Below are 19,387 nucleotides of genomic sequence, written 5' to 3' on the forward strand. Positions count from 1 at the left end.
GTGGCTGGGGCCTCACAGGCCCCGCAACCTCACCAGAGCGCGGCCGAGGATGCAGTCAGCACCCTGGTGAATACCGCAATCGCGGTTTCCACATCCGCCTCGCGGGTAAACCTGCCCACACTCAGGCGCACGCTGTTGCGTGCCTTGCGCTCATCCAGCCCCAACGCCAGCAGCACATGCGAAGCCGCATTGCTTGCCGAGTTGCACGCCGAGGTGGTTGACAGCGCCAGCTCGTTCGCCAGTGCGGCGCTGTTGAAGCCTGTACTGTCGATACACAGGTTGAGGGTGTGCGGCACGCGTTGCCGGGCGCAGCCATTGAGGCTGACGCCGGGCAGTGCCAGCAGCCCATCGCGCAGGCGCCAGGCAAGCCGCTCCAGGCGTTGGTATTCGCTGCCCCCCGGCTGCCCTGCGAGGGCGAAGGCGCTGCCCATGCCGGCGATCTGGTGGGTCGCCAGGGTACCGGAACGCAACCCCTGTTCATGCCCACCGCCATGGATCTGCGCACGCAAGTGGGGGCGTGCCCGCGGCCCCACGTAGAGCGCGCCAATGCCTTTGGGGCCGTACACCTTGTGCGCCGAGAACGACATCAGGTCTACCGCCTGTACTGCCAGGTCGATGGGCAATTTACCCACGGCCTGGGCAGCATCCACGTGCAGCAAGGCGCCGTGGGCACGCACCCGCTCGCCGATGGCGGCAAAGTCGGTGGCCGTACCCAGTTCGTTGTTCACCGCCATCAGCGACACCAGACGGGTGTCTGCGCGCAGCGCAGCCTGCACGGCAGCGGGTTGAATCAGCCCGGCGGCGTCAGGGGGCAGGCGCGTGACCGACCAGCCCTGGCGTTCAAGCTCTGCCACCGTGTCCAGCACGGCCTTGTGTTCCAGCTGGCTGGTGATCAGGTGTGCAGGTTGCCCCAGACCCTGGGCGATGCCCTTGAGCGCCAGGTTGTTGGATTCGGTTGCGCCAGACGTCCACACCAACGCATCCGCCGTGGTGCCCACCCGCTCTGCCACCTGCTGGCGCGCCTGATCGACGGCAGCGCGAGCGGCTTGGCCGTACGCGTGACCACTGGAAGCAGGGTTGCCGAAGTGGGCCTCTCGCCCAAGGCTGGCGAGCATGGTTTCGATCACCCGTTCATCAACGGGCGTAGTGGCGGCGTAGTCGAAATAGAGCGGGGCGTCAGGCATGGGCAATTCCGTGTGTGGCCAGAAAGCTTCAAGTGATTGAGCAAGATTACCCGGCGCCGGAAGATGGTTTTACCTTTAGTTGCCCTGTTTTAAGAATATTTCGCGAAAAAATTCTCCCTGTTGGGAATAAGGAGAATTTTTTTCTAACGTTAAGCCGCCAGAGGGTTCATTACTGATCTGATACGCGCGTTCAAGGCTGCATCGTTCTCTCTTCTTGCGCCACCACACACTCGCACAGCTCGGTAATCTGCTCACGCATCCAGCGGTTGGCCGGGTCCTGGTCGGTGCTCTCGTGCCAGTACAGGTGGGTTTCCAGTGCGGGTACCTCCACCGGCAGTGGTTTGTAGCAAAGCTGGTGGCGACGGGCGAAGCGCTCGGGCACAGTCATCGCCATGTCAGTCTGTTGCAGCACCTGAGAGGCCATCAGGTAGTGCTGCGAGCGCAGGGCAACCTTGCGCTGCACGCCCATTTTGCCGAGGGCCAGGTCTACGTAACCCAGGCCATTGCGCCGGCTGGAAATATGAATGTGGGTCATGCCCAGGTAGCTTTCCAGGGTGAGCGTGCTGTCTGCCAGCGGGTGGCCCTGGCGCAACGCGCACACATAGCGGTCCTGCATGAGCTTGACATGGCGTACTTGGGGGTCGGTGTTGAGCGGGGCATCAATGGCGAAATCCAGGCGGCCGGCGGCCAGCTCCTTGGTGGTTTCGCGCCGTTTGCACAAAAAGCTCTCGATCAGCACCGAGGGCGCCAGGCGCCGCAGGCGCTGAAACAGCGGGGGCAATATCACCGCCTCGGTCAGGTCGGTCATGCTGATGCGAAACGTCTTGTTGGCCTGCTGAGGGTTGAACGTGCGGCTTTCCTGCACCGAGGTGCGCAGCAGCGCCAGGGCATTGCGCACCGAGCCGATGATGTTCTGCGCCATGGGGGTGGGCACCATGCCCTGGGCGGTGCGCACAAACAGTGGGTCGTTGAAGGTTTCGCGCAGGCGCGACAGGGCGTTGGACACCGCCGGCTGGGTAATGCCGACGATCTGCCCGGCGCGTGTAAGGTTGGCTTCGGTGTAGATCGCATCGAACACGATGAACAGGTTGAGATCGACCTTGCTGAGGTTCATGGGCGCCGCTCGTTGTTTGAATTATTCGTCGATCATATATCGGTTATGAATGTTAATACACGGCGAAAATAGACTAGGTGGATGGCGCGTGGCTGCTCTAGGCTCTGCTCACTTACCCCGGACCATGAAGGTAGCCCCGATGGATTTCGCCTATTCGCCCAAGGTGCAGGCACTGCGCGAGCGCGTCAGCGCGTTCATGGACACCCATGTATACCCCGCTGAAGCGGTGTTCGAGCGCCAGGTTGCTGAAGGCGACCGCTGGCAGCCCACGGCAGTCATGGAAGCCCTCAAGGCCAAAGCCCGCGCAGAGGGCTTGTGGAACCTCTTTCTGCCGGAATCGGAATACGGCGCGGGGCTGACCAACCTTGAATACGCACCGCTGGCCGAGATCATGGGCCGCTCGCTGCTGGGGCCGGAACCTTTCAACTGTTCAGCGCCTGACACCGGCAACATGGAGGTGCTGGTGCGCTATGGCACCCCGGCGCAGAAACGCCAGTGGCTGGAGCCGCTGCTGCAAGGCCAGATCCGCTCGGCGTTTGCCATGACCGAGCCGGACGTGGCTTCGTCGGATGCCACCAACATGGCGGCCACCGCGTTGCGCGAGGGTGACGAATGGGTGATCAACGGCCGCAAGTGGTGGACCTCCGGGGCCTGCGACCCGCGCTGCAAGGTGATGATCTTCATGGGCCTTTCCAACCCACAGGGCCCGCGCCACCAGCAGCATTCGATGGTGCTGGTGCCCATGGATGCGCCGGGCGTGAAGGTGGTACGCCCGTTGCCCGTGTTCGGCTACGACGACGCCCCCCATGGCCATGCCGAAGTGCTGTTCGAAAACGTACGGGTGCCCTACGACCATGTGATCCTAGGCGAGGGCCGTGGTTTTGAAATAGCCCAGGGGCGGCTTGGCCCCGGCCGTATTCACCACTGCATGCGTTCCATCGGCATGGCCGAACGGGCACTGGAACTGATGTGCAAGCGCGCCGTGTCGCGCACGGCATTCGGCAAGCCGCTGGCGCGCCTGGGCGGCAATATGGACAACATTGCCGATTCACGAATGGAAATTGACATGGCGCGGCTGCTCACGCTCAAAGCGGCGTACATGATGGACACCGTGGGCAACAAGATTGCCCGCAGCGAGATTGCCCAAATAAAAGTTGTCGCGCCGAATGTGGCGTTGAAGGTCATTGATCGTGCCATTCAGCTTCACGGGGGCGCGGGTGTAAGTGGGGACTTCCCATTGGCGTATATGTACGCCATGCAGCGCACCTTGCGCCTGGCCGATGGGCCGGACGAAGTGCACCGTGCGGCGATTGGCAAGTATGAGGTGGGCAAGTATCTGCCTGTGCAGATGATGAAGTAGGCAGCGAGTCAGAGGGTGCGCATTGAGAAGGCAGCGCGTGTATTGAGAGTGGCTGGGCAAAAGGGGTTGGGACAGTCTATAACTGGGAGTACGACAGGCTGAAGGTGCCCGAGCAAGTTCGACAACGTGTTGAACCAATATACTGTTCGGTGCCACTAAGCAGTTGATAACGCGTTATTACCTGGCCGTCTTGAAAAAGGAACCATGCCCATGTCCCGTCTCGCCGAATTCCGCCAGCTTGAACAAAAGCTGGCGTCGCAACTTGCTGAACTGGAGGCCATGAAAGGCAGCCCGGAGCTGCAGAAAGAAATCGAGTTTGAAACCAAACTGCGCAACCTGTTGGCCAAGTATGAGTACAGCCTGCGCGACATCGTCAATTTGCTCGACCCGCAGGCCGGGCAACACAAGGCCGCACCCGCTGCTGGGCAAAAAGCGCCGCGCCGTGCCCGGCAGGTCAAACAGTACAAGAACCCGCACACCGGTGAAGTGATCGAGACCAAAGGCGGCAACCACACCAAGCTCAAGTCGTGGAAAGCCGAATACGGTGCCGACGAAGTGGAAAACTGGCTGGCCCGCTAATGTCTGGCAAGCGCTACCCCACCACCCCGGACGGCCGATACTTCGTGGTCCGGGGGCGGCTGTGGCGCTGCTCCAACCCCTCATTGTCAGACGCGCAGCGCAGCACTTGGGTGCATGCGCTGATGCAGGCACGGCGCGCCGTGAAACATGCCAGGGCGCACAGTGACCCAAGCCTGCTCCAGCAAGCACGCGCCCAGGTGCAGGCGGCCAAGGAGGCCCTGGGCGAGCGCGGGCCGGTTTGGTGGTCCGACGGCAGCCCGGACTTCAACCGGCACATGGCAGTCAACACTCCTTATGCCCAGTGGTATCGCGCGCTTGAGCAGCCTCTTGCGCAGGCAACTGCTGCCCCCGCGTCTTGATCAGCGATATCACCACGCCGCCCAGCAGCAAACCGAACGTCACCCCCAGTGACAACAGTGCCGGCACTTTGCCCACCATGCCGTGATAAAAGATCTTGCAGCCGATGAAAATCAGCACCAGGGCCAGCGCGTATTTGAGGTACACGAAGCGGTGCATCAGCGCCGACAGGGCGAAGTACAGCGAGCGCAGGCCGAGGATGGCGAAGATGTTCGAGGTGTAGACGATGAACGGGTCCTGGGTGATGGCGAAAATCGCTGGTACGCTGTCCACCGCGAATACCAGGTCGGCCAATTCGATCAGTACCAGCGCCAGGAACAGAGGCGTGGCGTGGCGTAGCGGCTTGCTGTGCCCAGGCGGGGTGTGCTGCACGAAAAACCGTGAGCCGTGGATGTCGTCGGTGACGCGCATGTGCCGGCGCACGAACTTCAAGATCGGGTTGTTGGCGAGGTCAGGCTTGTCGTCATCCTTGGCCAAGGCCATTTTTATACCGGTGAACAACAGGAAGGCGCCGAACAGGTACAGCACCCAGGCAAAGTTCTGCACCAGCGCCGCGCCCACGCCAATCATGATCGCCCGCAGGAACACCACCCCCAAAATGCCCCAGAACAGCACCCGGTGCTGGTAGCGGCGGGGCACGGCGAAATAACCGAAGATCATGGCCATGACGAACACGTTGTCCATGGACAGCGATTGTTCGACCAGAAAGCCTGTGTAGAACTCCAGTGCCGACTGGGCACCCAGCTGGAACCACACCCAGGCGCCGAACAACAGGCCGACACTGAAGTAGCCTGAGTACAGCAACAGGCTTTCGCGCATTTCAATTTCCCGGTCCTGGCGATGCAGAACGCCCAGGTCGAGCACCAGCAAGCCGATGACGATCGCCATGAAAACCAGCCACAACCAGGTGCTGGTGCCAAGAAACGGGGTGGTGAGCAATGTGTGCAGAGCTGTCATGAGCCCCTCCTTGATGGTCGATGTTGCAAGGCAACAGTGATCCGACATGGCGGCTTGGCAGCCGTCAGAGGGGCCCGGTATCACATGGGTTTCAGGCTAGACGAGGTTACCGGCGGGGAGGGTGGCCAGCTGTTACATTTCTTTGCCGGCACCTGTCAGTACACCCACACCTCTACCCGACGGTTGCGCAGGCGGCCCTGCTCACGCTCATTGTCGGCAACCGGCAGGTCGTCCCCCAGGCCGATCAGTTCCAGCACCTCGACACCCTCGCGGGCCAGCACGCGCCGCACCGCTTGCGCCCGCAGCCGTGACAGCAGCGCTGCGCGCCCTGGGGTGTCCTTGGGGTCACCGAACCCCACCAGTACCGCCCGGCGCTGCAGCTTGCCGGCCTGGTCGAGGTAGCGGGCGACCCGCTGGATGTCGCGCAGGGCTTTGTTGTCCAGCGCGGCGCTGCCTGGCTGGAAGCGCAAGCTCACACTCAACCGCCGCGCCTGCTGCGCCAGGCTGCGATAGCGCGGCGGCATGGTGGGCCGGGTGTTTACCTGTTGCGCTTCGATCTGCTGGGAAACGAAGCCTTGCCGGGCGACGATCGCCTGGCCGGCTGGGCTCTGGGCAAACTCGGCCAAGGCCATGGCCTGCGGTTTGGGGTGGGCTGGCAGGTACAGGAACAAACGCCTGGAGAGCGGGTAATCCTCACTGGCGACCTGCGCCGACGTGGGTAGCAGGGCGGGGGTATCGCCGTCCGCCACAGGCAACACCTTGGCCCGGTGGACGGCGGCCAGGCTGCTGAAGCCAATCGCCTGCCGGTCGTTGGCCACCGCTGCGGCCAAGGGCTCGCTGGCTTCGAAACGTTGGGCGTTGTGCGCCAATTGGCACTGACGGGGTGCCAGCACCATCGCTTTGAAGCTGGCATAGGTGCCCGAGCGGTTGTCCCGGGCATAGAGATGAATGGCACCACCGGGCACACCCAGTTGCTCCCAGTGATGCACCTGGCCGCAGAACACCTGGGCGAGCTGATCGGTGGTGAGTTGCGCCAGTGGGTTATCTGGGTGGGTGATCACGGCAATGCCATCCAGGGCGATCACCTGCTCGGTGTCGGCCTCGCGCAGGTTGCCCAGCGCGTGCAGCGCGCGTTGTTCGCGCTCGGTGATGGGGCGCGACGCTGCTGCCAGGTCGGCGTTACCGCGGCCCAGGGCGACAAAGCCGGTGCTGCTGCCGTGGGCGGCTATGTCGACCCGAATGGGGCTGCCGGAGGCGTCGACGGCAGTGATCACTGTTTCATTGGCGGTTTGGCCTGGCTGGGTGTGCACCGCGGTTGCCTGCTGCGCCTGCAGTTGCCCGACCACAAGTGCAGGCAGCAAGGTCGCACCCATGGTATTGGAGCCGGCCAGGCGCAGGTGCACGGGCTCGGCCAGGGCTGTCAGCGGGAGCAGGTTGAACAGCAGGATGAGCAGGCGAGGCATGCCGGAAGGCCCGTGGCACAGAGGTGGCCGGCAGATTACGACAGTTGCGTGATGTTTATATGACTGCGCTGGCGCAGCGGCGCCGCAGTGGCACCGCCGCGTTCAAGGCTTCAATGGGCTCCAGCCGACTTGCTCAGGTCGCTCTCTTCCCATTCGGTGTAGATGCACGCATCGGCCACCGCCCAGCGCACGTGCACCGCATCCCCTGGCTGCATCGGCATGCCGGCAGCCGACAAGGCCTTCACGGTCAGCTCGGTCCCCCCCGCCGTGATCACGTGGCAGGTTTGGCTTTCACCCAGGAACAACACCTCGCCGACCTTGGCGCTGACTTCGTTCCAGCCCGCAGGCAGGGGTTGTGCCGCGGCCTGTTCGGCGGTCAGGGCCAGGGCTTTTTCAGGCCGCACCATCACCAGCGCATCCTGTTCGGCAACCAGCCCCGGGGTGAGGCGGATGGCCACCGGCTGGCCCTCGAAGCGCCCGGCACCGTTGCCGGTGGCCTTGATGCGCAGGAAGTTGGAGTTGCCCAGAAACGAGGCCACGAACGCATTGGGCGGGTTCTGATACAGGTCGTAGCCGGTGCCCAGGCCGACGATCTTGCCATGGCTGAAAATGGCAATGCGCTGGGACAGGCGCATGGCTTCTTCCTGGTCATGGGTGACATACACGATGGTGATGCCCAGCCGGCGGTGCAGCTGGCGCAGCTCATCCTGCAGGTCTTCGCGCAGTTTCTTGTCCAGCGCGCCGAGTGGCTCGTCCATCAGCAGGATGCGCGGCTCGTACACCAGCGCCCGGGCAATGGCCACGCGCTGCTGTTGGCCGCCGGACATCTGCGACGGTTTACGGTGGGCGAACGGTTCCAGTTGCACCAGCTTCAGCATGGCATCCACGCGCTTTTTGGTTTCAGCGGCGGCGAGTTTGCGGATGGCCAGCGGGAAGGCGATGTTGTCGCGCACGTTCAGGTGCGGGAACAGCGAATAGCGCTGGAATACCATGCCGATATCACGCTTGTGCGGTGGCACATTGACCAGCGACTGGCCATCCACCAGGATCTCGCCACTGCTGGGGGTTTCGAAGCCGGCCAGCATCGACAGGGTAGTGGACTTGCCCGAGCCGCTGGAACCCAGGAAGGTCAGGAACTCGCCGTCCTGAATGTCCAGGTCAAGGTTGTCCACGGCGGTGAAGTCACCGTAGTGCTTGTTCAGGCCCCGCAGGCTGACCAGGGGCTTGCCTGGCGCGTTGTCTTTGATCACTGCACTCATTGTTGTTTTTCTCCGCGCGCTCAGGCGTTTGTTTCGGTACGCCGGCGCAAGGCGGCGGCAATGAACATCACAAGCAGCGAAAGGCCGATCAGCAGGGTCGAGGCCACCGCAATCACCGGGCTGAGGTCCTGGCGCAAGGTGGTCCACATCTTCACCGGCAGGGTCTGCAACTCAGGGCTTGCCATCATCACGCTCAGCACCACTTCATCCCATGACACCAGGAAGGCAAACAGGCCGCCTGCAATCATGCCCGGGCGGATGGCTGGGAACGTTACCTTGAAGATGGCCTGCAGGCGCGAGGCCCCGCAGATCACCGCAGCGTCCTCGATGGACTGGTCGAACAGCTTCAGCGAGTTGATGATCGAGATGATGGTGAAGGGCAGGGCCACGATCACGTGGCTGACCACGAATGCGAACAGCGTGCCGGTGTAGCCCAGCTTGAGGAACAGCGCATACACCGCCACGGCAATGATCACCAGCGGTACGATCATCGGCATGGTGAACAGGCCGTAGAGCATTTCTCGCCCGGGGAAGCGGCCGCGCACCAGCGCAAAGGCCGTTGGCAGGCCTAGCAGCACAGCCGCCACGGTGGTCAGCACGGCGACTTTCAGGCTGGCCAGCGCCGCGTCCATCCACTCAGGGTTGGAGAAGAACTGGCCGTACCATTTGAAGGTCCAGCCCGGCGGTGGGAACACCAGCCACTGGGACGAGCCGAACGAGAGCAACACGATGAACACCACTGGCAGCAGCAGAAAGGCCGCAATCACCCCGGTGGTCAGGTACAGGCCCGTTCGCAGCGGGCGGCCCATGGCATTGGGAGACAGGAGCATGGCGGTTTACCTCGCGTTGCCAACCGGGGATTCCGGTTGCAGCTTCAGGTACAGGTAAAAGAGCACCAGTGTGATCAGCACCAGCAAGGCGGCGGCGGCGCTGGCCAGGCCCCAGTTGAGGAACGACTGCACCTGCTGGATGATGAACTCGGGCAGCATCATGTTCTGCGCACCGCCCAGCAGGGCCGGGGTGACGTAGTAACCCAGCGACATCACGAACACCATCAGCGCGCCGGAGAACAGCCCCGAGCGGCACAGCGGCAGGAACACCTTCCAGAAGTTGGTCCAGGGGCTGGCGCCGCAGATCGAGCCCGCCTGCAGCACCATCGGGTCGATGGCATGCATGGTGGCCTGCAGCGGCAGCACGATGAACGGGATCATGATGTAGCTCATGCCGATCACCACACCGGTCAGGTTATGCACCATTTCCAGCGGGGCATCGATGATGCCCATGGCCATCAACGCCTTGTTGATCACCCCTGAACTCTGCAGCAGCACCAGCCAGGAATAGGTGCGCGCCAGCAGGCTGGTCCACATCGACAACAGCACGATGTTCAGCAGCCAGCGGCCCCAGCCTTTGGGTACCAGGGTAATCGCCCAGGCCAGGGGGAAGCCCAGCAGCACACTGATCAGGGTCACCAGCCCGGCTACCGAAAAGGTGTTGAACAGCACCCGGGCGTAGGCGGAGTTGGCGAACAGCTGCTCATAGTTGCCAAGCCCGGGGGTTGGCTCCAGTACACCACGCAGCAACAGGCCGACCAGCGGGGCGAAGAAGAACAGGCCGAGGAACAGCAGGGCGGGCAGCAGGTTGCGGCTGCCTTTCCAGCGCTGGCCAAGGCTGGCCCGCCGTGGCGCCGCAGCGGTGCCGCCGGTGGCCGAGGGGGCACCTTGGGCATTGTGCAGGGCGTTGATGGCAACCTTCATTTGACCAGCCACTCATTCCAGCGGGCAGCAATGGCCTGGCCGTTTTTTGCCCAGTAGGCGAAGTCCAGGGTGACCTGGTCCTGGGCATAGGCGGTTGGCAGGTTCGGGGCCAGGGCCTTGTCCAGTTTGGCCACGCTGTCGACGTTGACGGGGGCGTAGGCGGTCTTGTTGGCGAACTCGGCCTGGCCTTCGGCGCTGCTGGCGTTGGCCAGGAATTTCATGGCCGCGTCCTTGTTCTTGGCACCCTTGGGAATGACCAGGAAATCGGCCATGACCAGGTTCTGCTTCCAGCTCACACCCACCGGTGCGCCATCTTGCTGCAGGGCGTACACGCGGCCGTTCCAGAACTGGCCAAGGGAGGCTTCACCCGAGGCCAGCAGTTGCTGGGACTGGGCGCCACCGCCCCACCAGACGATGTCCTTCTTGATGGTATCGAGCTTCTTGAAGGCGCGGTCCAGGTCCAGTGGGTACAGCTTGTCGGGGGCGACGCCATCGGCGAGCAGGGCCAGTTCAAGCACGCCCGGGCTTGGCCATTTATACAGCGCACGCTTGCCGGGGTAGGTCTTGGTGTCGAACAGCGCGGTCCAGTCGGTGGGTTTGCTGGCGCCCAGCTTGCCCTCGTTGTAGCCGAGCACGAAGGAGAAGAAGAACGAGCCGACACCATGGTCGGAGACGAACCGGGGGTCGATCCTGTCGCGTTTGATCTGGGTGAAGTCGAGGGGTTCGAGCAGGCCTTCGCTGGCGGCGCGCAGGGCAAAGTCGGCTTCTACGTCGACCACGTCCCACTGCACGTTAACGCTTTCCACCATGGCCTTGAGCTTGCCGTAGTCAGTCGGGCCGTCCTGCACCACCTTGATGTCGGTGGCTTTGGTGAAGGGCACTGCCCACGCTTCCTTCTGGGCGTCCTGGGTAGTGCCGCCCCAGCTGACGAAATTGACGCTTTCGGCGGCCTGGGCAGCCTGGCACGCCAGGGTCAGCAGGCTTGCAGACAGCACTGCGGTTACACGTTTGCTCAACAGCATGGTTACGCCCTCGTTGCTTTTTGTTATTCGAGGCGGGGTGTGGTGCGCCCGCCAACAGTATTCGGGGAGCAGCTACAGCAGATTCAAGGTCTACGGGATATCATATTATGGTATTCCAAACTTTTCGCAAGGGGCATGAGGCGACCGGCCATCACTCCGCGCTTTGCCCGGCGCCGCAGGTTCAGCCCAGCATCCCGGGTTCGAAGGGGATGCTTTGCACCACTTCCAGCTCATAGCCGGCAAGGCCTGCGTATTTCAACGGCGGCCCCAGGTGGCGTAGCTTGCCGACGCCCAGGTCCTGAAGAATCTGGGCGCCGGTACCCACCTCCGAGTACACCTTCGACTGGCCGCGCTGGTAGGGCCTCAGCGGTTGCGTAAGGTGCGGCACGCGCTCCAGCAAGGCCTGGGAAGACTCATGGTTGGCCAGGATAACCACCACGCCGGCACCTTCTTGGGCCACTTTCTGCAAGGCGGCCCACAACGTCCAGTTGGCAGGGCCGGCGTATTCGGCGCCCACCAGGTCGCGCAGCGGGTCGATCACATGCACCCGCACCAGGGTCGGTTGTTCGCGGCGAATGTCGCCCATCACCATGGCCATGTGCACACCGCCCTCGATGCGGTCTTCATAGGTGACCAGGCGGAAGGTGCCATGCACGGTTGGCAGTTCACGTTCGCCGATGCGCTTGACGGTCTGTTCGTTGCTGAGGCGGTAGTGGATCAGGTCGGCGATGGTGCCGATCTTGATGCCATGGCGTGCGGCGAATACCTCCAGGTCGGGGCGCCGCGCCATGGTGCCGTCGTCGTTGAGCACTTCCACGATCACCGACGCCGGGCTGAAACCGGCCAGGCGCGCCAGATCGCAGCCCGCTTCGGTATGCCCCGCGCGGTTCAGCACACCGCCTTCACGCGCACGCAAGGGGAAGATATGGCCCGGCTGCACCAGGTCTTCCGGGCGCGCGTCCGCGGCCATCGCGGCGGCCACGGTGCGGGCGCGGTCGGCGGCAGAAATACCGGTCGTTACCCCGGTAGCCGCTTCGATCGAAACAGTGAACGCGGTGCTGAAGACGCTGCCATTGGCCGGGACCATCTGCTCCAGGCCCAGGCGCTGGCAATGCTCGTCGGTCAGAGTCAGGCAGATCAGCCCGCGGGCTTCGCGGGCCATGAAGTTGATTGCCTGGGCATCGCAACGTTCGGCTGCAATCAGCAGGTCGCCTTCATTTTCCCGGTCTTCATCGTCTACCAACAGCACCATCTTGCCTTGGCGGTAGTCCTCGAGAATCTCATCGACAGTGTTGAAAGCCATGTTGCACACTCGCTGTGGCTGGTTGATTATTATGGTATACCATCATACATAAAATCATTTCGAGAGGAGAGTTACGCATGAAGGCCTACTGGATCGCCCATGTGGACGTCACCGACCCTCAGCAGTACCTGCAATACACCCAGCGTGCCCCGGCGGCGTTTCAGGCATTTGGCGGGCGGTTTCTGGCGCGCGGTGGGCGCAGCGAGGCGGTGGAAGGGCGTGCCACCCCTCAGCGTAGCGTGGTCATCGAGTTCGACTCCTACGAACAGGCGCTGGCCTGCTACCACTCAGACCAGTACCAGCAAGCCTGTAGTCATCGCCAGGGGGTGGCTCGGGCCGAAGTGATCATCGTCGAGGGGGTCGAGGGCTGACCTCAAGGCAGGGGCCACAGTGCAGGTAAAACTGGCTATGCTTGGCCGATGACCAGCCCTGCACCCCTGCGCCAACCTTGCCCGCCGGGTGCCTGTAACTGCGGCCGTGAACAACTGGCCACTCACGCACAGGCCGCCCAGCGCATTCTTCTGCTTAACCGGCAGGAAGAAAAGCGCCTGCTCGAGCGGCTGGAAAACCTCCAGTCCCTCGAAGACCTGTACCGCTTGCAGCAACGCTTGTACGACAACCTCGGTATCCGGCTGCACATCGCCCCCGGCCACCATGAGGTGCGCACCATGCGCGGCATCGTCATCGAACTGGACGATCAGCCGGGGCTGTGTCGCAAGACTCGCCAGGCCATCCCGGCGGCCATCCGCCGGGGCCTGGAGCGTAACCCACAGGTGGCGTTCCGCCTGCTCGACACCCATGACTTGCTGCGCGATGCCTGATGCCGGGCAGCGTTGCCACGCGGGGCTAATTTTTTTACAACCTGCCACGTCTACTTCAAAGCCACCTGCGCCCCTGGCGCTGCGGCCCTCATCATTCAAGGAGACAGGCAATGACTTCCGTTTTCGACCGTGACGACATCCAGTTTCAGGTCGTGGTCAACCACGAAGAGCAATACTCGATCTGGCCCGACTACAAAGCTATCCCCAATGGCTGGCGCGCAGTGGGCAAAAGCGGCCTGAAGAAGGAGTGCCTGGCCTACATCGACGAGGTGTGGACCGACATGCGCCCGCTGAGCCTGCGCCAGAAAATGGCGGAAGCTGCTGCGCAGTGACTACTGTCAACCTGCTGTGCCTGCCGTACTCGGGCGCCAGCGCCATGGTGTATAGCCGCTGGCGGCGCAAGCTGCCCGCCTGGTTGCAGGTGCGCCCGGTCGAGCTACCCGGGCGTGGCGCACGCCTGGGAGAGCCCTTGCACACCGACATGCAGGGCCTGGCCCGGCAACTGGCGGCCGAGCAGCGCCTGGCGGCCAGCGCCCCTTACGCCTTGCTTGGCCACAGCCTGGGTGCGCTGCTGGCGTTCGAACTTGCCCATGAGTTGCCAGGGCTGGGGTGCACCCCACCCCTGGCGCTGTTCGCCTGCGGTACGGCGGCGCCCACCCGCCGTGAAGACTACGATGGCAACAACTGGCGCGAGCCCAAAACCGACCCCGAGTTGCTCGACGAACTGCGCACACTGCAGGGTACGCCGGAAGAAGTGCTGGCCAACCCTGAGCTGATGAGCCTGACGCTGCCCATTCTGCGGGCCGACTTTCTGCTGTGCGGCACCTACGCCTATCGTCAGCGCCCTGTGTTGCAATGCCCGTTGCATGTGCTGGGCGGCGATAGCGACCGCGCCAGTGATGAGCAACTCGACGCCTGGCGGCTGGAGACGCGCGGTGCCTTCTCCAGGCAAATGTTCAGCGGTGGCCATTTCTTCATCCACGAGCATGAAGAGCGCGTACTGGCTGCCCTGACCAGCGCACTGGAACCGTTGCGCCAGTCCGCCTGATTGACGTCCCCGGTTGCCTGGGAGAGGCTAGGGCTTTTCCCAGGCAAGGGGCAGGCAATGCTGATTGATGCGAACAAGGCCACGCTGCTGGTCATCGACATCCAGGAAAAACTCATCGGCGCCATGAGCGACCCTGAAGGCACCCAGGCCCGCGCTCGCTGGTTGTTGGCGGTGGCAGCAGAGCTGAAATTGCCGACGGTGATTTCGGAGCAATATCCCAAAGGTCTTGGCCCTACACTCGGGCCGTTGCTGGAAGCCGCGCCGGGGGCCAAGGTGGTGGAAAAAAACCATTTCTCCTGCGTCGCTGCCCAGTGCCTGCCCAGCGAATTGATGGCGCGTGAGCAGGTCATCGTCTGCGGCATGGAAACCCACGTGTGCGTATTGCAAACCGTGCTTGGCCTGCTGGCGCTGGGCAAGCAGGTGTTCGTGGTGGAGGACGCCTGTGACAGCCGTACCCAGGCCAACAAGGCCGCCGGGTTGGCGCGCATGCGCGGTGCCGGGGCGCAGGTGGTGACCCGCGAGATGGTGGTGTTCGAGCTGATGGGCAGTGCCAGCCACCCGTCTTTCCGCCATATCAGCAAGACGTTTCTGGTGGGGGAACAGCCCTGAACCGGCGCGCGGTAATGGGCGTGGTGATCGCCCTGGCGCTGCTGCAAGGCTGCGCCGGGCGCCGCGAACCCACCCCCCAGGCCGACCCGGCGCAGGTGCGTGCGCAGCTCATGCGCCTGCTGCCGGCACAGGCACGCGACCGGGCGGGCTGGGCTGACGATATCCAGACGGCGTTTCAGGCCCAGGGCATTGAGCCCAGCCAGAGCAACCTGTGTGCGGTGCTCGCGGTGACCGAGCAGGAGTCCACCTTCAACGCCGACCCGCAGGTACCCAACCTGGGGCGTATCGCCCGACAGGAAATCGACCGCCGTGCGGCACGGCTGTATATTCCCAGATTGCTGGTCGACGGCGCATTGAAAACTTCCTCCGCCAACGGTCAGAGCTACCAGCAGCGGCTGCTGTCGGTGCGCAGCGAGCGGCAACTCAGCGAATTGTATGATGAGGTGATCGCCCGGGTGCCGTTGGGCAAGACCTTGCTCGGCGGCCTGAACCCGGTGCGCACCGGTGGGCCGATGCAGGTGAGCGTCGCCTTCGCTGAACGGCATGCACAGGGCTACCCCTACAGCCAGGCTGGCAGTATCCGCGAGGAGGTGTTCAGCCGCCGTGGCGGGATGTATTTCGGCATCGCCCACCTGCTGGGTTACCCGGCCAGCTACGACCGCCAGCTGTACCGTTTTGCCGACTTCAACGCAGGCTGGTACGCCAGCCGCAATGCTGCGTTCCAGGCGGCGCTGAGCCAGGTGACGGGCGTGCAACTGGCACTGGACGGTGACCTGATAGCCCCTGGTGCGATCATGCCAGGTACCACAGAGCAGGCTGCGCGCAGGCTGGGCGCCAAGCTTGGCTTGCGCAACCCGCAGGTCCGCAGCCAGCTGGAGCAGGGCAGCCAGCTGGACTTCGAAGACAGCCGTTTGTACGCGGGGGTGTTTGCGTTGGCTGATACCGCCGCTGGCAAGCCACTGCCACGTGCGGTGCTACCCGGCATCGAGCTGAAAAGCCCCAAGATCACGCGCAAACTGACCACGGCCTGGTTTGCCGGGCGGGTGGATGAGCGGTATCAGCGGTGCATGCGGCGTTAGCGACGCGGTTCTCGGTTACGATCGCCGGCAAGCTGGGTCCCACAGGCCCCAGCGGAAGCCGGCACACACTGCATCAACTTTCGCCCAGCGCCTTGATCACCTGGTCGACACTGGCCTTCAGCCCCCCCAGCGCATCCTCAGGGTCACTCTCCACCACCACCAGCTTGGCCCCGGATGCCTTGATCACCTCGGCCACCGCAGCCTCCGGCTGCCGATGGTCCAGCACCAGGGCCACATCCTGCGCCTTCAGGTTTGCCCCCAGCGCCTCGAGCGCGGCGGTATCCCAATCGTTCGGCAGCGGTTGCTCCACCACATCCAGGTTCAACCCGCTGGCCAGGTAGCTCAGCCGCTCCGACAGGCTCACCACTGTCAGGTTGTCGACCTTGGCCAGGCGTATCTGGCTGCTGGCGGCCAGCTCCAGCAGTTGGCGCTTGAACCCCGCTAGGTTGCCCTGGATCCTGGTCTTGTCCTGTGGGGAAAGCCGCTCCAGGTCATTGGCCATCACATCCGCCATGCGCCCGAGGTTGGTGGGGTTCAGCCAGGGGTAGGCGGCATGGGCATCGTCACCGCTCACCGCGATGCCCGGCAGTGCGCCGTCGACGGGGCGCGCCGCGTCAATTTCCACGATGCGGATATTGCTGCGCCTGGCCACCGGGTACAGCGGGTCGTCGCGCCATATGGAGCGCAGCCCGATCACCGCGTCGGCTTGCTGCGCCGCCTTCTGCAAACTGGCGCCGCCGCGCCCGCTGAAGTACGACGGTTGCCGGCTGGCAGGCAGGTTGGCCGGTGCTGCCCGTTTCAGCTCCACCGTGGTGCCGTCCAGCAGGGAGCTCGCCAGGCTATGGGTCACGGGCAGGGCGGTCAGTACTTGGGTGGCGAACGACAGCGACGGCAGGCTGGCCAGGGCCACTGTCAGGGTCAGGCGTTTCAGGTTCATGCCGGGTTTCCTTGCAGGCGTGGGACGAGGGCGCGGGCCAGTGCCGCGAGGGCGAAACAGATGCCGGCAACCAGGATGATCGCGGCGCCTGAAGGCACCGGCAGGTCGCAGACGATGGGCAGCAAGATACCGAGCAGGGTGCTGAGCGTGGCGATCAGCACCGACAAAAAGAAGAAGCCTTTGAGCGACTGGCTGACCAAACGCGCGGCGGCAGCGGGGATCACCAGCAGGGCACCCACCAGGATCGCCCCGATCACTTTCACCGAGGCCACGGTGACCAGCGTGACCAGCACCACGAACAGGTAATCCAGGGTTTTCACTGCTACGCCGCGCACGGCAGCCAGCTGCGGATTGAAGCTGGCCAGCATGATCCGGTTGTACAACGGCAAGGCCAGGGCCAGCACCAGCGCAGCGACGATGCCCAGCACGACCAGGTCCTGGCCGCTTACGGTCAACACCGACCCGAACAACACGTTTTCCAGGATGTGCACGTTGATCTTGCCGGCCAGCATCAACAGCAGGCTTGCCCCGAGGGCCAGGGACACCGACAGGAACACGCCGATCAGCGTATCCGGCGACAGCCCCGTGCGGTTGCGCAGGAAGTTGAGCAGGATGCCGAACAGCAGGCAGTAGCCGAACAGGCTGCCATAGGGACCGGTGTAGGGCTCGCCCAGCAGGATGCCGATTGCCACGCCGGTGAGCGCCGCATGGCCGACCGCTTCAGAGAAGAACGCAAAGCGCTTGACCACCACCAAGGTGCCGAGCCCACCCAGGACCGGGCCGATCATCAGGCCCGCCAGCAAGGCGTTGACCACAAAACCGTAGGCCAGTGCCTCCGGCAGGTAGCCCAGTGTGGCCCACTGCTGGACCAGTTGACGGAAGGATTCGAAACTCATCAGGCAAGGCTCTCGCTGCGCGGGTGAACGGAGAACAGGCCGAGCAGGCGCTCGGGCGTGAGGGCCTGGGCGGGCGGTGCGTCAAAGAGCACCTTGCGGCTCAAGCCGGTTACCCGGTCTGCCAGGCGCAGCACCGCCTCCAGGTCGTGTTCGATCCACAGCACTGTCGTGCCGGCCTGGCGCCAACCGGCCAGCAACTGCTCGAACACCTGAATGCCTGCCTCGTCCAGCGCCGACATGGGCTCGTCCAGCACCAGCAATTGCGGCTCGGGGATCAGGCCCTGGGCCAGCAGCACCCGTTGGCGCTCACCACCCGACAGCGCGCCCATGCGGCGCTTGCGTTTATCCAGCATGCCGACCCGCGCCAGCGCGGCGTCGATGGCGGGCTGCACCCGTCGGGACAAGCCCAGGAACGCGGGGCGTTTCTGGCACATGGCGGCCATGAAGTCATCGACGGTCATGGGCAGCCCACGGTCGAATTCCAGCGCCTGTGGCACATAGCCGATAACCTCCCGCTCGCCCGGCCAGCGCAGGGTTAACTGACCTTGATGCGGCATCTGCCCAAGCAGTGTCTTGATCAACGAACTCTTGCCGCCACCATTGGGGCCGACGATGGCGTGCACGGTGCCGGGCGCGACGCTGAAGGTCACCTGCTCAAGAATGCGCGTGCGCCCCAGGGTGAGGTCGATGCCACCGAACTCGATGGCCGGGCCACAAGCCGGCTGCACGTGGGCGGCGGCGGTCATGCGCGGTTCTCCTGGATGGCACGCACCACGGTATCGAGGTTGCGCTTCATCTCCACTTCATACTTGTCCTTGGTGTATTCCCCGTAGGAGATGTGGGTCAGTGGGTACAGGCGAACGCCGGCCTCGCGCTGGATGGTTTCCACGTAGGCGGAAGGGAAGTCCATCTCTGAAAAGATCACCCGCACATCCAGCGCCTTCAACTGGTCGATGGTCTTTTTCAACTGGGCGGGGCTGGGTTCGATGCCATGGGCCGGCTCCACCACGGCGGTGACTTCCAGGCCGAAGTCGCGCACCAGGTAGTCGTAGGCGGCATGGATGGTGGCCACGCGGAAGGTGGCGCTGGGTGCCTCGGTCACCTTGGCCAAGGCCTCGGCCCGCAGGGTGCGCAGGCGCTTGCCATAAGCGCGGGCGTTCTGCGTGTAGAACTTGGCGTTTGCCGGGTCCAGCTTGCCAAGCTCGCGGGCGATGTTGTTGACCTGCGCAATGGTGGTGCTGATGGACAGGAAGGTATGGGGGTTGACGACCTTGCCGGCACCCCGTGCGGCGATGCCTGTGGCGGCGAGCAAGGGGACGTTCTGGTTGGACTCGATGGTGGCGATGCCGGGCTTCTCGCTGGCGGCGATCATGCGGTCGGCAAAATCGTCATGGCCTACACCGTTGAGCACCACCACGTCCAGTGTACCGATGCGCTTGATGTCCTCAGCCCGGGGCTCGTAGGCGTGGGGGTTGAAACCCGCAGGAATCAACGGCACCACTTCTGCCTTGTCTGCGACGATATTGCTCACATAGCTGTAGTACGGGTGCAGGGTGATGCCGATGCGCAGTGGCTTGCCACTGTCGGCCAGGGCCGTGGCCGGCAGGGCGATGGCCAGAAGCAGGGCGAGGGCGGAGCGAAACAT

At 63.8% G+C, this 19,387-nt stretch carries 22 protein-coding genes; 9 read left to right on the plus strand and 13 right to left on the minus strand.

The window, feature by feature from the left end:
- Positions 1-29 precede the first annotated feature (29 nt).
- Complete coding sequence (locus tag IAE33_RS15190; RefSeq protein ID WP_201164107.1) at positions 30-1,184, minus strand: cysteine desulfurase family protein; 1,155 nt, start codon at positions 1,182-1,184, stop codon at positions 30-32.
- A gap of 190 nt (positions 1,185-1,374) precedes the next feature.
- Positions 1,375-2,298, minus strand: coding sequence for a LysR family transcriptional regulator (locus IAE33_RS15195; RefSeq protein WP_201164108.1), 924 nt, complete (start codon positions 2,296-2,298; stop codon positions 1,375-1,377).
- Between the two features lie 139 nt (positions 2,299-2,437).
- Between IAE33_RS15195 and IAE33_RS15200 the strand changes: the two genes are divergently transcribed.
- The 3 genes from IAE33_RS15200 (at position 2,438) to IAE33_RS24625 (ending at position 4,596) form a co-directional block, all read left to right on the plus strand.
- Positions 2,438-3,658 (plus strand): acyl-CoA dehydrogenase, encoded by a 1,221-nt coding sequence (locus IAE33_RS15200; RefSeq protein WP_201164109.1) that lies wholly within the window; start codon positions 2,438-2,440, stop codon positions 3,656-3,658.
- A gap of 210 nt (positions 3,659-3,868) precedes the next feature.
- Positions 3,869-4,237, plus strand: a complete 369-nt coding sequence (locus IAE33_RS15205) for a histone-like nucleoid-structuring protein, MvaT/MvaU family (RefSeq protein WP_201164110.1) — start codon at positions 3,869-3,871, stop codon at positions 4,235-4,237.
- The gene (locus IAE33_RS24625; protein WP_236406614.1) at positions 4,237-4,596 is read left to right on the plus strand and encodes a hypothetical protein; all 360 of its coding nucleotides are present in this window, start codon (positions 4,237-4,239) and stop codon (positions 4,594-4,596) included. Before IAE33_RS15205 ends, IAE33_RS24625 begins: the two co-directional genes overlap by 1 nt.
- On the opposite strand, the gene IAE33_RS15210 is transcribed toward IAE33_RS24625, so the two are convergent.
- From IAE33_RS15210 to ribBA, 7 genes are all read right to left on the minus strand, one after another.
- Positions 4,520-5,551 carry a TerC family protein gene (locus IAE33_RS15210; protein ID WP_201164111.1) on the minus strand — a complete coding sequence of 344 codons (1,032 nt, stop codon included), beginning with the start codon at positions 5,549-5,551 and terminating at the stop codon, positions 4,520-4,522. The genes IAE33_RS24625 and IAE33_RS15210 overlap by 77 nt on opposite strands.
- A 155-nt stretch (positions 5,552-5,706) precedes the next feature.
- Complete coding sequence (locus tag IAE33_RS15215; protein ID WP_201164112.1) at positions 5,707-7,014, minus strand: substrate-binding domain-containing protein; 1,308 nt, start codon at positions 7,012-7,014, stop codon at positions 5,707-5,709.
- A gap of 110 nt (positions 7,015-7,124) precedes the next feature.
- On the minus strand, positions 7,125-8,273 hold the full coding sequence (locus tag IAE33_RS15220) for an ABC transporter ATP-binding protein (protein ID WP_201164113.1): 1,149 nt from the start codon (positions 8,271-8,273) through the stop codon (positions 7,125-7,127).
- A gap of 20 nt (positions 8,274-8,293) precedes the next feature.
- Entirely contained in the window at positions 8,294-9,103 is an 810-nt protein-coding gene (locus IAE33_RS15225; RefSeq protein ID WP_028634435.1) for an ABC transporter permease, read from the minus strand.
- Positions 9,104-9,109: 6 nt separating this feature from the next.
- A complete protein-coding gene (locus tag IAE33_RS15230) occupies positions 9,110-10,027 on the minus strand; it encodes an ABC transporter permease (RefSeq protein ID WP_201164114.1) in 918 nt (305 codons plus the stop codon).
- Positions 10,024-11,049 carry a polyamine ABC transporter substrate-binding protein gene (locus IAE33_RS15235; RefSeq protein ID WP_201164115.1) on the minus strand — a complete coding sequence of 342 codons (1,026 nt, stop codon included), beginning with the start codon at positions 11,047-11,049 and terminating at the stop codon, positions 10,024-10,026. The genes IAE33_RS15230 and IAE33_RS15235 overlap by 4 nt, the downstream gene beginning before the upstream one ends.
- A gap of 181 nt (positions 11,050-11,230) precedes the next feature.
- Positions 11,231-12,352, minus strand: coding sequence for a bifunctional 3,4-dihydroxy-2-butanone-4-phosphate synthase/GTP cyclohydrolase II (gene ribBA / locus IAE33_RS15240; protein WP_201164116.1), 1,122 nt, complete (start codon positions 12,350-12,352; stop codon positions 11,231-11,233).
- Between the two features lie 77 nt (positions 12,353-12,429).
- Here ribBA and IAE33_RS15245 point away from each other — a divergent pair, with 77 nt between their 5' ends.
- The 6 genes from IAE33_RS15245 (at position 12,430) to IAE33_RS15270 (ending at position 15,909) form a co-directional block, all read left to right on the plus strand.
- Positions 12,430-12,723: a DUF1330 domain-containing protein gene (locus IAE33_RS15245; RefSeq protein WP_201164117.1), complete on the plus strand. Its 294-nt coding sequence runs from the start codon at positions 12,430-12,432 to the stop codon at positions 12,721-12,723.
- A 48-nt stretch (positions 12,724-12,771) separates the two neighbouring features.
- Complete coding sequence (locus tag IAE33_RS15250) at positions 12,772-13,173, plus strand: hypothetical protein (RefSeq protein WP_028634430.1); 402 nt, start codon at positions 12,772-12,774, stop codon at positions 13,171-13,173.
- A gap of 110 nt (positions 13,174-13,283) precedes the next feature.
- Positions 13,284-13,505 carry an MbtH family protein gene (locus tag IAE33_RS15255; protein ID WP_016711157.1) on the plus strand — a complete coding sequence of 74 codons (222 nt, stop codon included), beginning with the start codon at positions 13,284-13,286 and terminating at the stop codon, positions 13,503-13,505.
- Positions 13,502-14,221: a thioesterase II family protein gene (locus IAE33_RS15260; protein WP_201164118.1), complete on the plus strand. Its 720-nt coding sequence runs from the start codon at positions 13,502-13,504 to the stop codon at positions 14,219-14,221. Before IAE33_RS15255 ends, IAE33_RS15260 begins: the two co-directional genes overlap by 4 nt.
- Positions 14,222-14,278: 57 nt before the next feature.
- Complete coding sequence (locus tag IAE33_RS15265; protein WP_201164119.1) at positions 14,279-14,830, plus strand: hydrolase; 552 nt, start codon at positions 14,279-14,281, stop codon at positions 14,828-14,830.
- A 14-nt stretch (positions 14,831-14,844) separates the two neighbouring features.
- On the plus strand, positions 14,845-15,909 hold the full coding sequence (locus tag IAE33_RS15270; RefSeq protein ID WP_201164120.1) for a DUF1615 domain-containing protein: 1,065 nt from the start codon (positions 14,845-14,847) through the stop codon (positions 15,907-15,909).
- A 73-nt stretch (positions 15,910-15,982) separates the two neighbouring features.
- On the opposite strand, the gene IAE33_RS15275 is transcribed toward IAE33_RS15270, so the two are convergent.
- Genes IAE33_RS15275 through IAE33_RS15290 form a run of 4 tightly spaced genes read right to left on the minus strand, consistent with a single transcriptional unit; the run spans position 15,983 to position 19,387 of the window.
- Complete coding sequence (locus IAE33_RS15275) at positions 15,983-16,846, minus strand: metal ABC transporter solute-binding protein, Zn/Mn family (RefSeq protein WP_201164121.1); 864 nt, start codon at positions 16,844-16,846, stop codon at positions 15,983-15,985.
- Positions 16,843-17,742, minus strand: a complete 900-nt coding sequence (locus IAE33_RS15280; protein ID WP_060481235.1) for a metal ABC transporter permease — start codon at positions 17,740-17,742, stop codon at positions 16,843-16,845. Before IAE33_RS15280 ends, IAE33_RS15275 begins: the two co-directional genes overlap by 4 nt.
- Positions 17,742-18,488 carry a metal ABC transporter ATP-binding protein gene (locus tag IAE33_RS15285; RefSeq protein ID WP_201164122.1) on the minus strand — a complete coding sequence of 249 codons (747 nt, stop codon included), beginning with the start codon at positions 18,486-18,488 and terminating at the stop codon, positions 17,742-17,744. Before IAE33_RS15285 ends, IAE33_RS15280 begins: the two co-directional genes overlap by 1 nt.
- Positions 18,485-19,387: a metal ABC transporter substrate-binding protein gene (locus tag IAE33_RS15290; RefSeq protein WP_201164123.1), complete on the minus strand. Its 903-nt coding sequence runs from the start codon at positions 19,385-19,387 to the stop codon at positions 18,485-18,487. The genes IAE33_RS15285 and IAE33_RS15290 overlap by 4 nt, the downstream gene beginning before the upstream one ends.

This window comes from Pseudomonas sp. S60 (assembly GCF_016647865.1).
GTDB classification, from domain to species: domain Bacteria; phylum Pseudomonadota; class Gammaproteobacteria; order Pseudomonadales; family Pseudomonadaceae; genus Aquipseudomonas; species Aquipseudomonas parafulva.

Excerpts from the sequence above, each read along its gene's own strand:
- IAE33_RS15270 (WP_201164120.1), top strand. The coding sequence starts at position 14,845 with ATGGGCGTGGTGATCGCCCTGGCGCTGCTGCAAGGCTGCGCCGGGCGC.
- IAE33_RS15210 (WP_201164111.1), bottom strand. The coding sequence starts at position 5,551 with ATGACAGCTCTGCACACATTGCTCACCACCCCGTTTCTTGGCACCAGC.
- ribBA (WP_201164116.1), bottom strand. The coding sequence starts at position 12,352 with ATGGCTTTCAACACTGTCGATGAGATTCTCGAGGACTACCGCCAAGGC.
- IAE33_RS15220 (WP_201164113.1), bottom strand. The coding sequence starts at position 8,273 with ATGAGTGCAGTGATCAAAGACAACGCGCCAGGCAAGCCCCTGGTCAGC.
- IAE33_RS15215 (WP_201164112.1), bottom strand. The coding sequence starts at position 7,014 with ATGCCTCGCCTGCTCATCCTGCTGTTCAACCTGCTCCCGCTGACAGCC.
- IAE33_RS15255 (WP_016711157.1), top strand. The coding sequence starts at position 13,284 with ATGACTTCCGTTTTCGACCGTGACGACATCCAGTTTCAGGTCGTGGTC.
- IAE33_RS15265 (WP_201164119.1), top strand. The coding sequence starts at position 14,279 with ATGCTGATTGATGCGAACAAGGCCACGCTGCTGGTCATCGACATCCAG.
- IAE33_RS15280 (WP_060481235.1), bottom strand. The coding sequence starts at position 17,742 with ATGAGTTTCGAATCCTTCCGTCAACTGGTCCAGCAGTGGGCCACACTG.
- IAE33_RS24625 (WP_236406614.1), top strand. The coding sequence starts at position 4,237 with ATGTCTGGCAAGCGCTACCCCACCACCCCGGACGGCCGATACTTCGTG.
- IAE33_RS15225 (WP_028634435.1), bottom strand. The coding sequence starts at position 9,103 with ATGCTCCTGTCTCCCAATGCCATGGGCCGCCCGCTGCGAACGGGCCTG.
- IAE33_RS15285 (WP_201164122.1), bottom strand. The coding sequence starts at position 18,488 with ATGACCGCCGCCGCCCACGTGCAGCCGGCTTGTGGCCCGGCCATCGAG.
- IAE33_RS15205 (WP_201164110.1), top strand. The coding sequence starts at position 3,869 with ATGTCCCGTCTCGCCGAATTCCGCCAGCTTGAACAAAAGCTGGCGTCG.
- IAE33_RS15200 (WP_201164109.1), top strand. The coding sequence starts at position 2,438 with ATGGATTTCGCCTATTCGCCCAAGGTGCAGGCACTGCGCGAGCGCGTC.
- IAE33_RS15195 (WP_201164108.1), bottom strand. The coding sequence starts at position 2,298 with ATGAACCTCAGCAAGGTCGATCTCAACCTGTTCATCGTGTTCGATGCG.
- IAE33_RS15235 (WP_201164115.1), bottom strand. The coding sequence starts at position 11,049 with ATGCTGTTGAGCAAACGTGTAACCGCAGTGCTGTCTGCAAGCCTGCTG.
- IAE33_RS15250 (WP_028634430.1), top strand. The coding sequence starts at position 12,772 with ATGACCAGCCCTGCACCCCTGCGCCAACCTTGCCCGCCGGGTGCCTGT.
- IAE33_RS15230 (WP_201164114.1), bottom strand. The coding sequence starts at position 10,027 with ATGAAGGTTGCCATCAACGCCCTGCACAATGCCCAAGGTGCCCCCTCG.
- IAE33_RS15190 (WP_201164107.1), bottom strand. The coding sequence starts at position 1,184 with ATGCCTGACGCCCCGCTCTATTTCGACTACGCCGCCACTACGCCCGTT.
- IAE33_RS15290 (WP_201164123.1), bottom strand. The coding sequence starts at position 19,387 with ATGTTTCGCTCCGCCCTCGCCCTGCTTCTGGCCATCGCCCTGCCGGCC.
- IAE33_RS15275 (WP_201164121.1), bottom strand. The coding sequence starts at position 16,846 with ATGAACCTGAAACGCCTGACCCTGACAGTGGCCCTGGCCAGCCTGCCG.
- IAE33_RS15245 (WP_201164117.1), top strand. The coding sequence starts at position 12,430 with ATGAAGGCCTACTGGATCGCCCATGTGGACGTCACCGACCCTCAGCAG.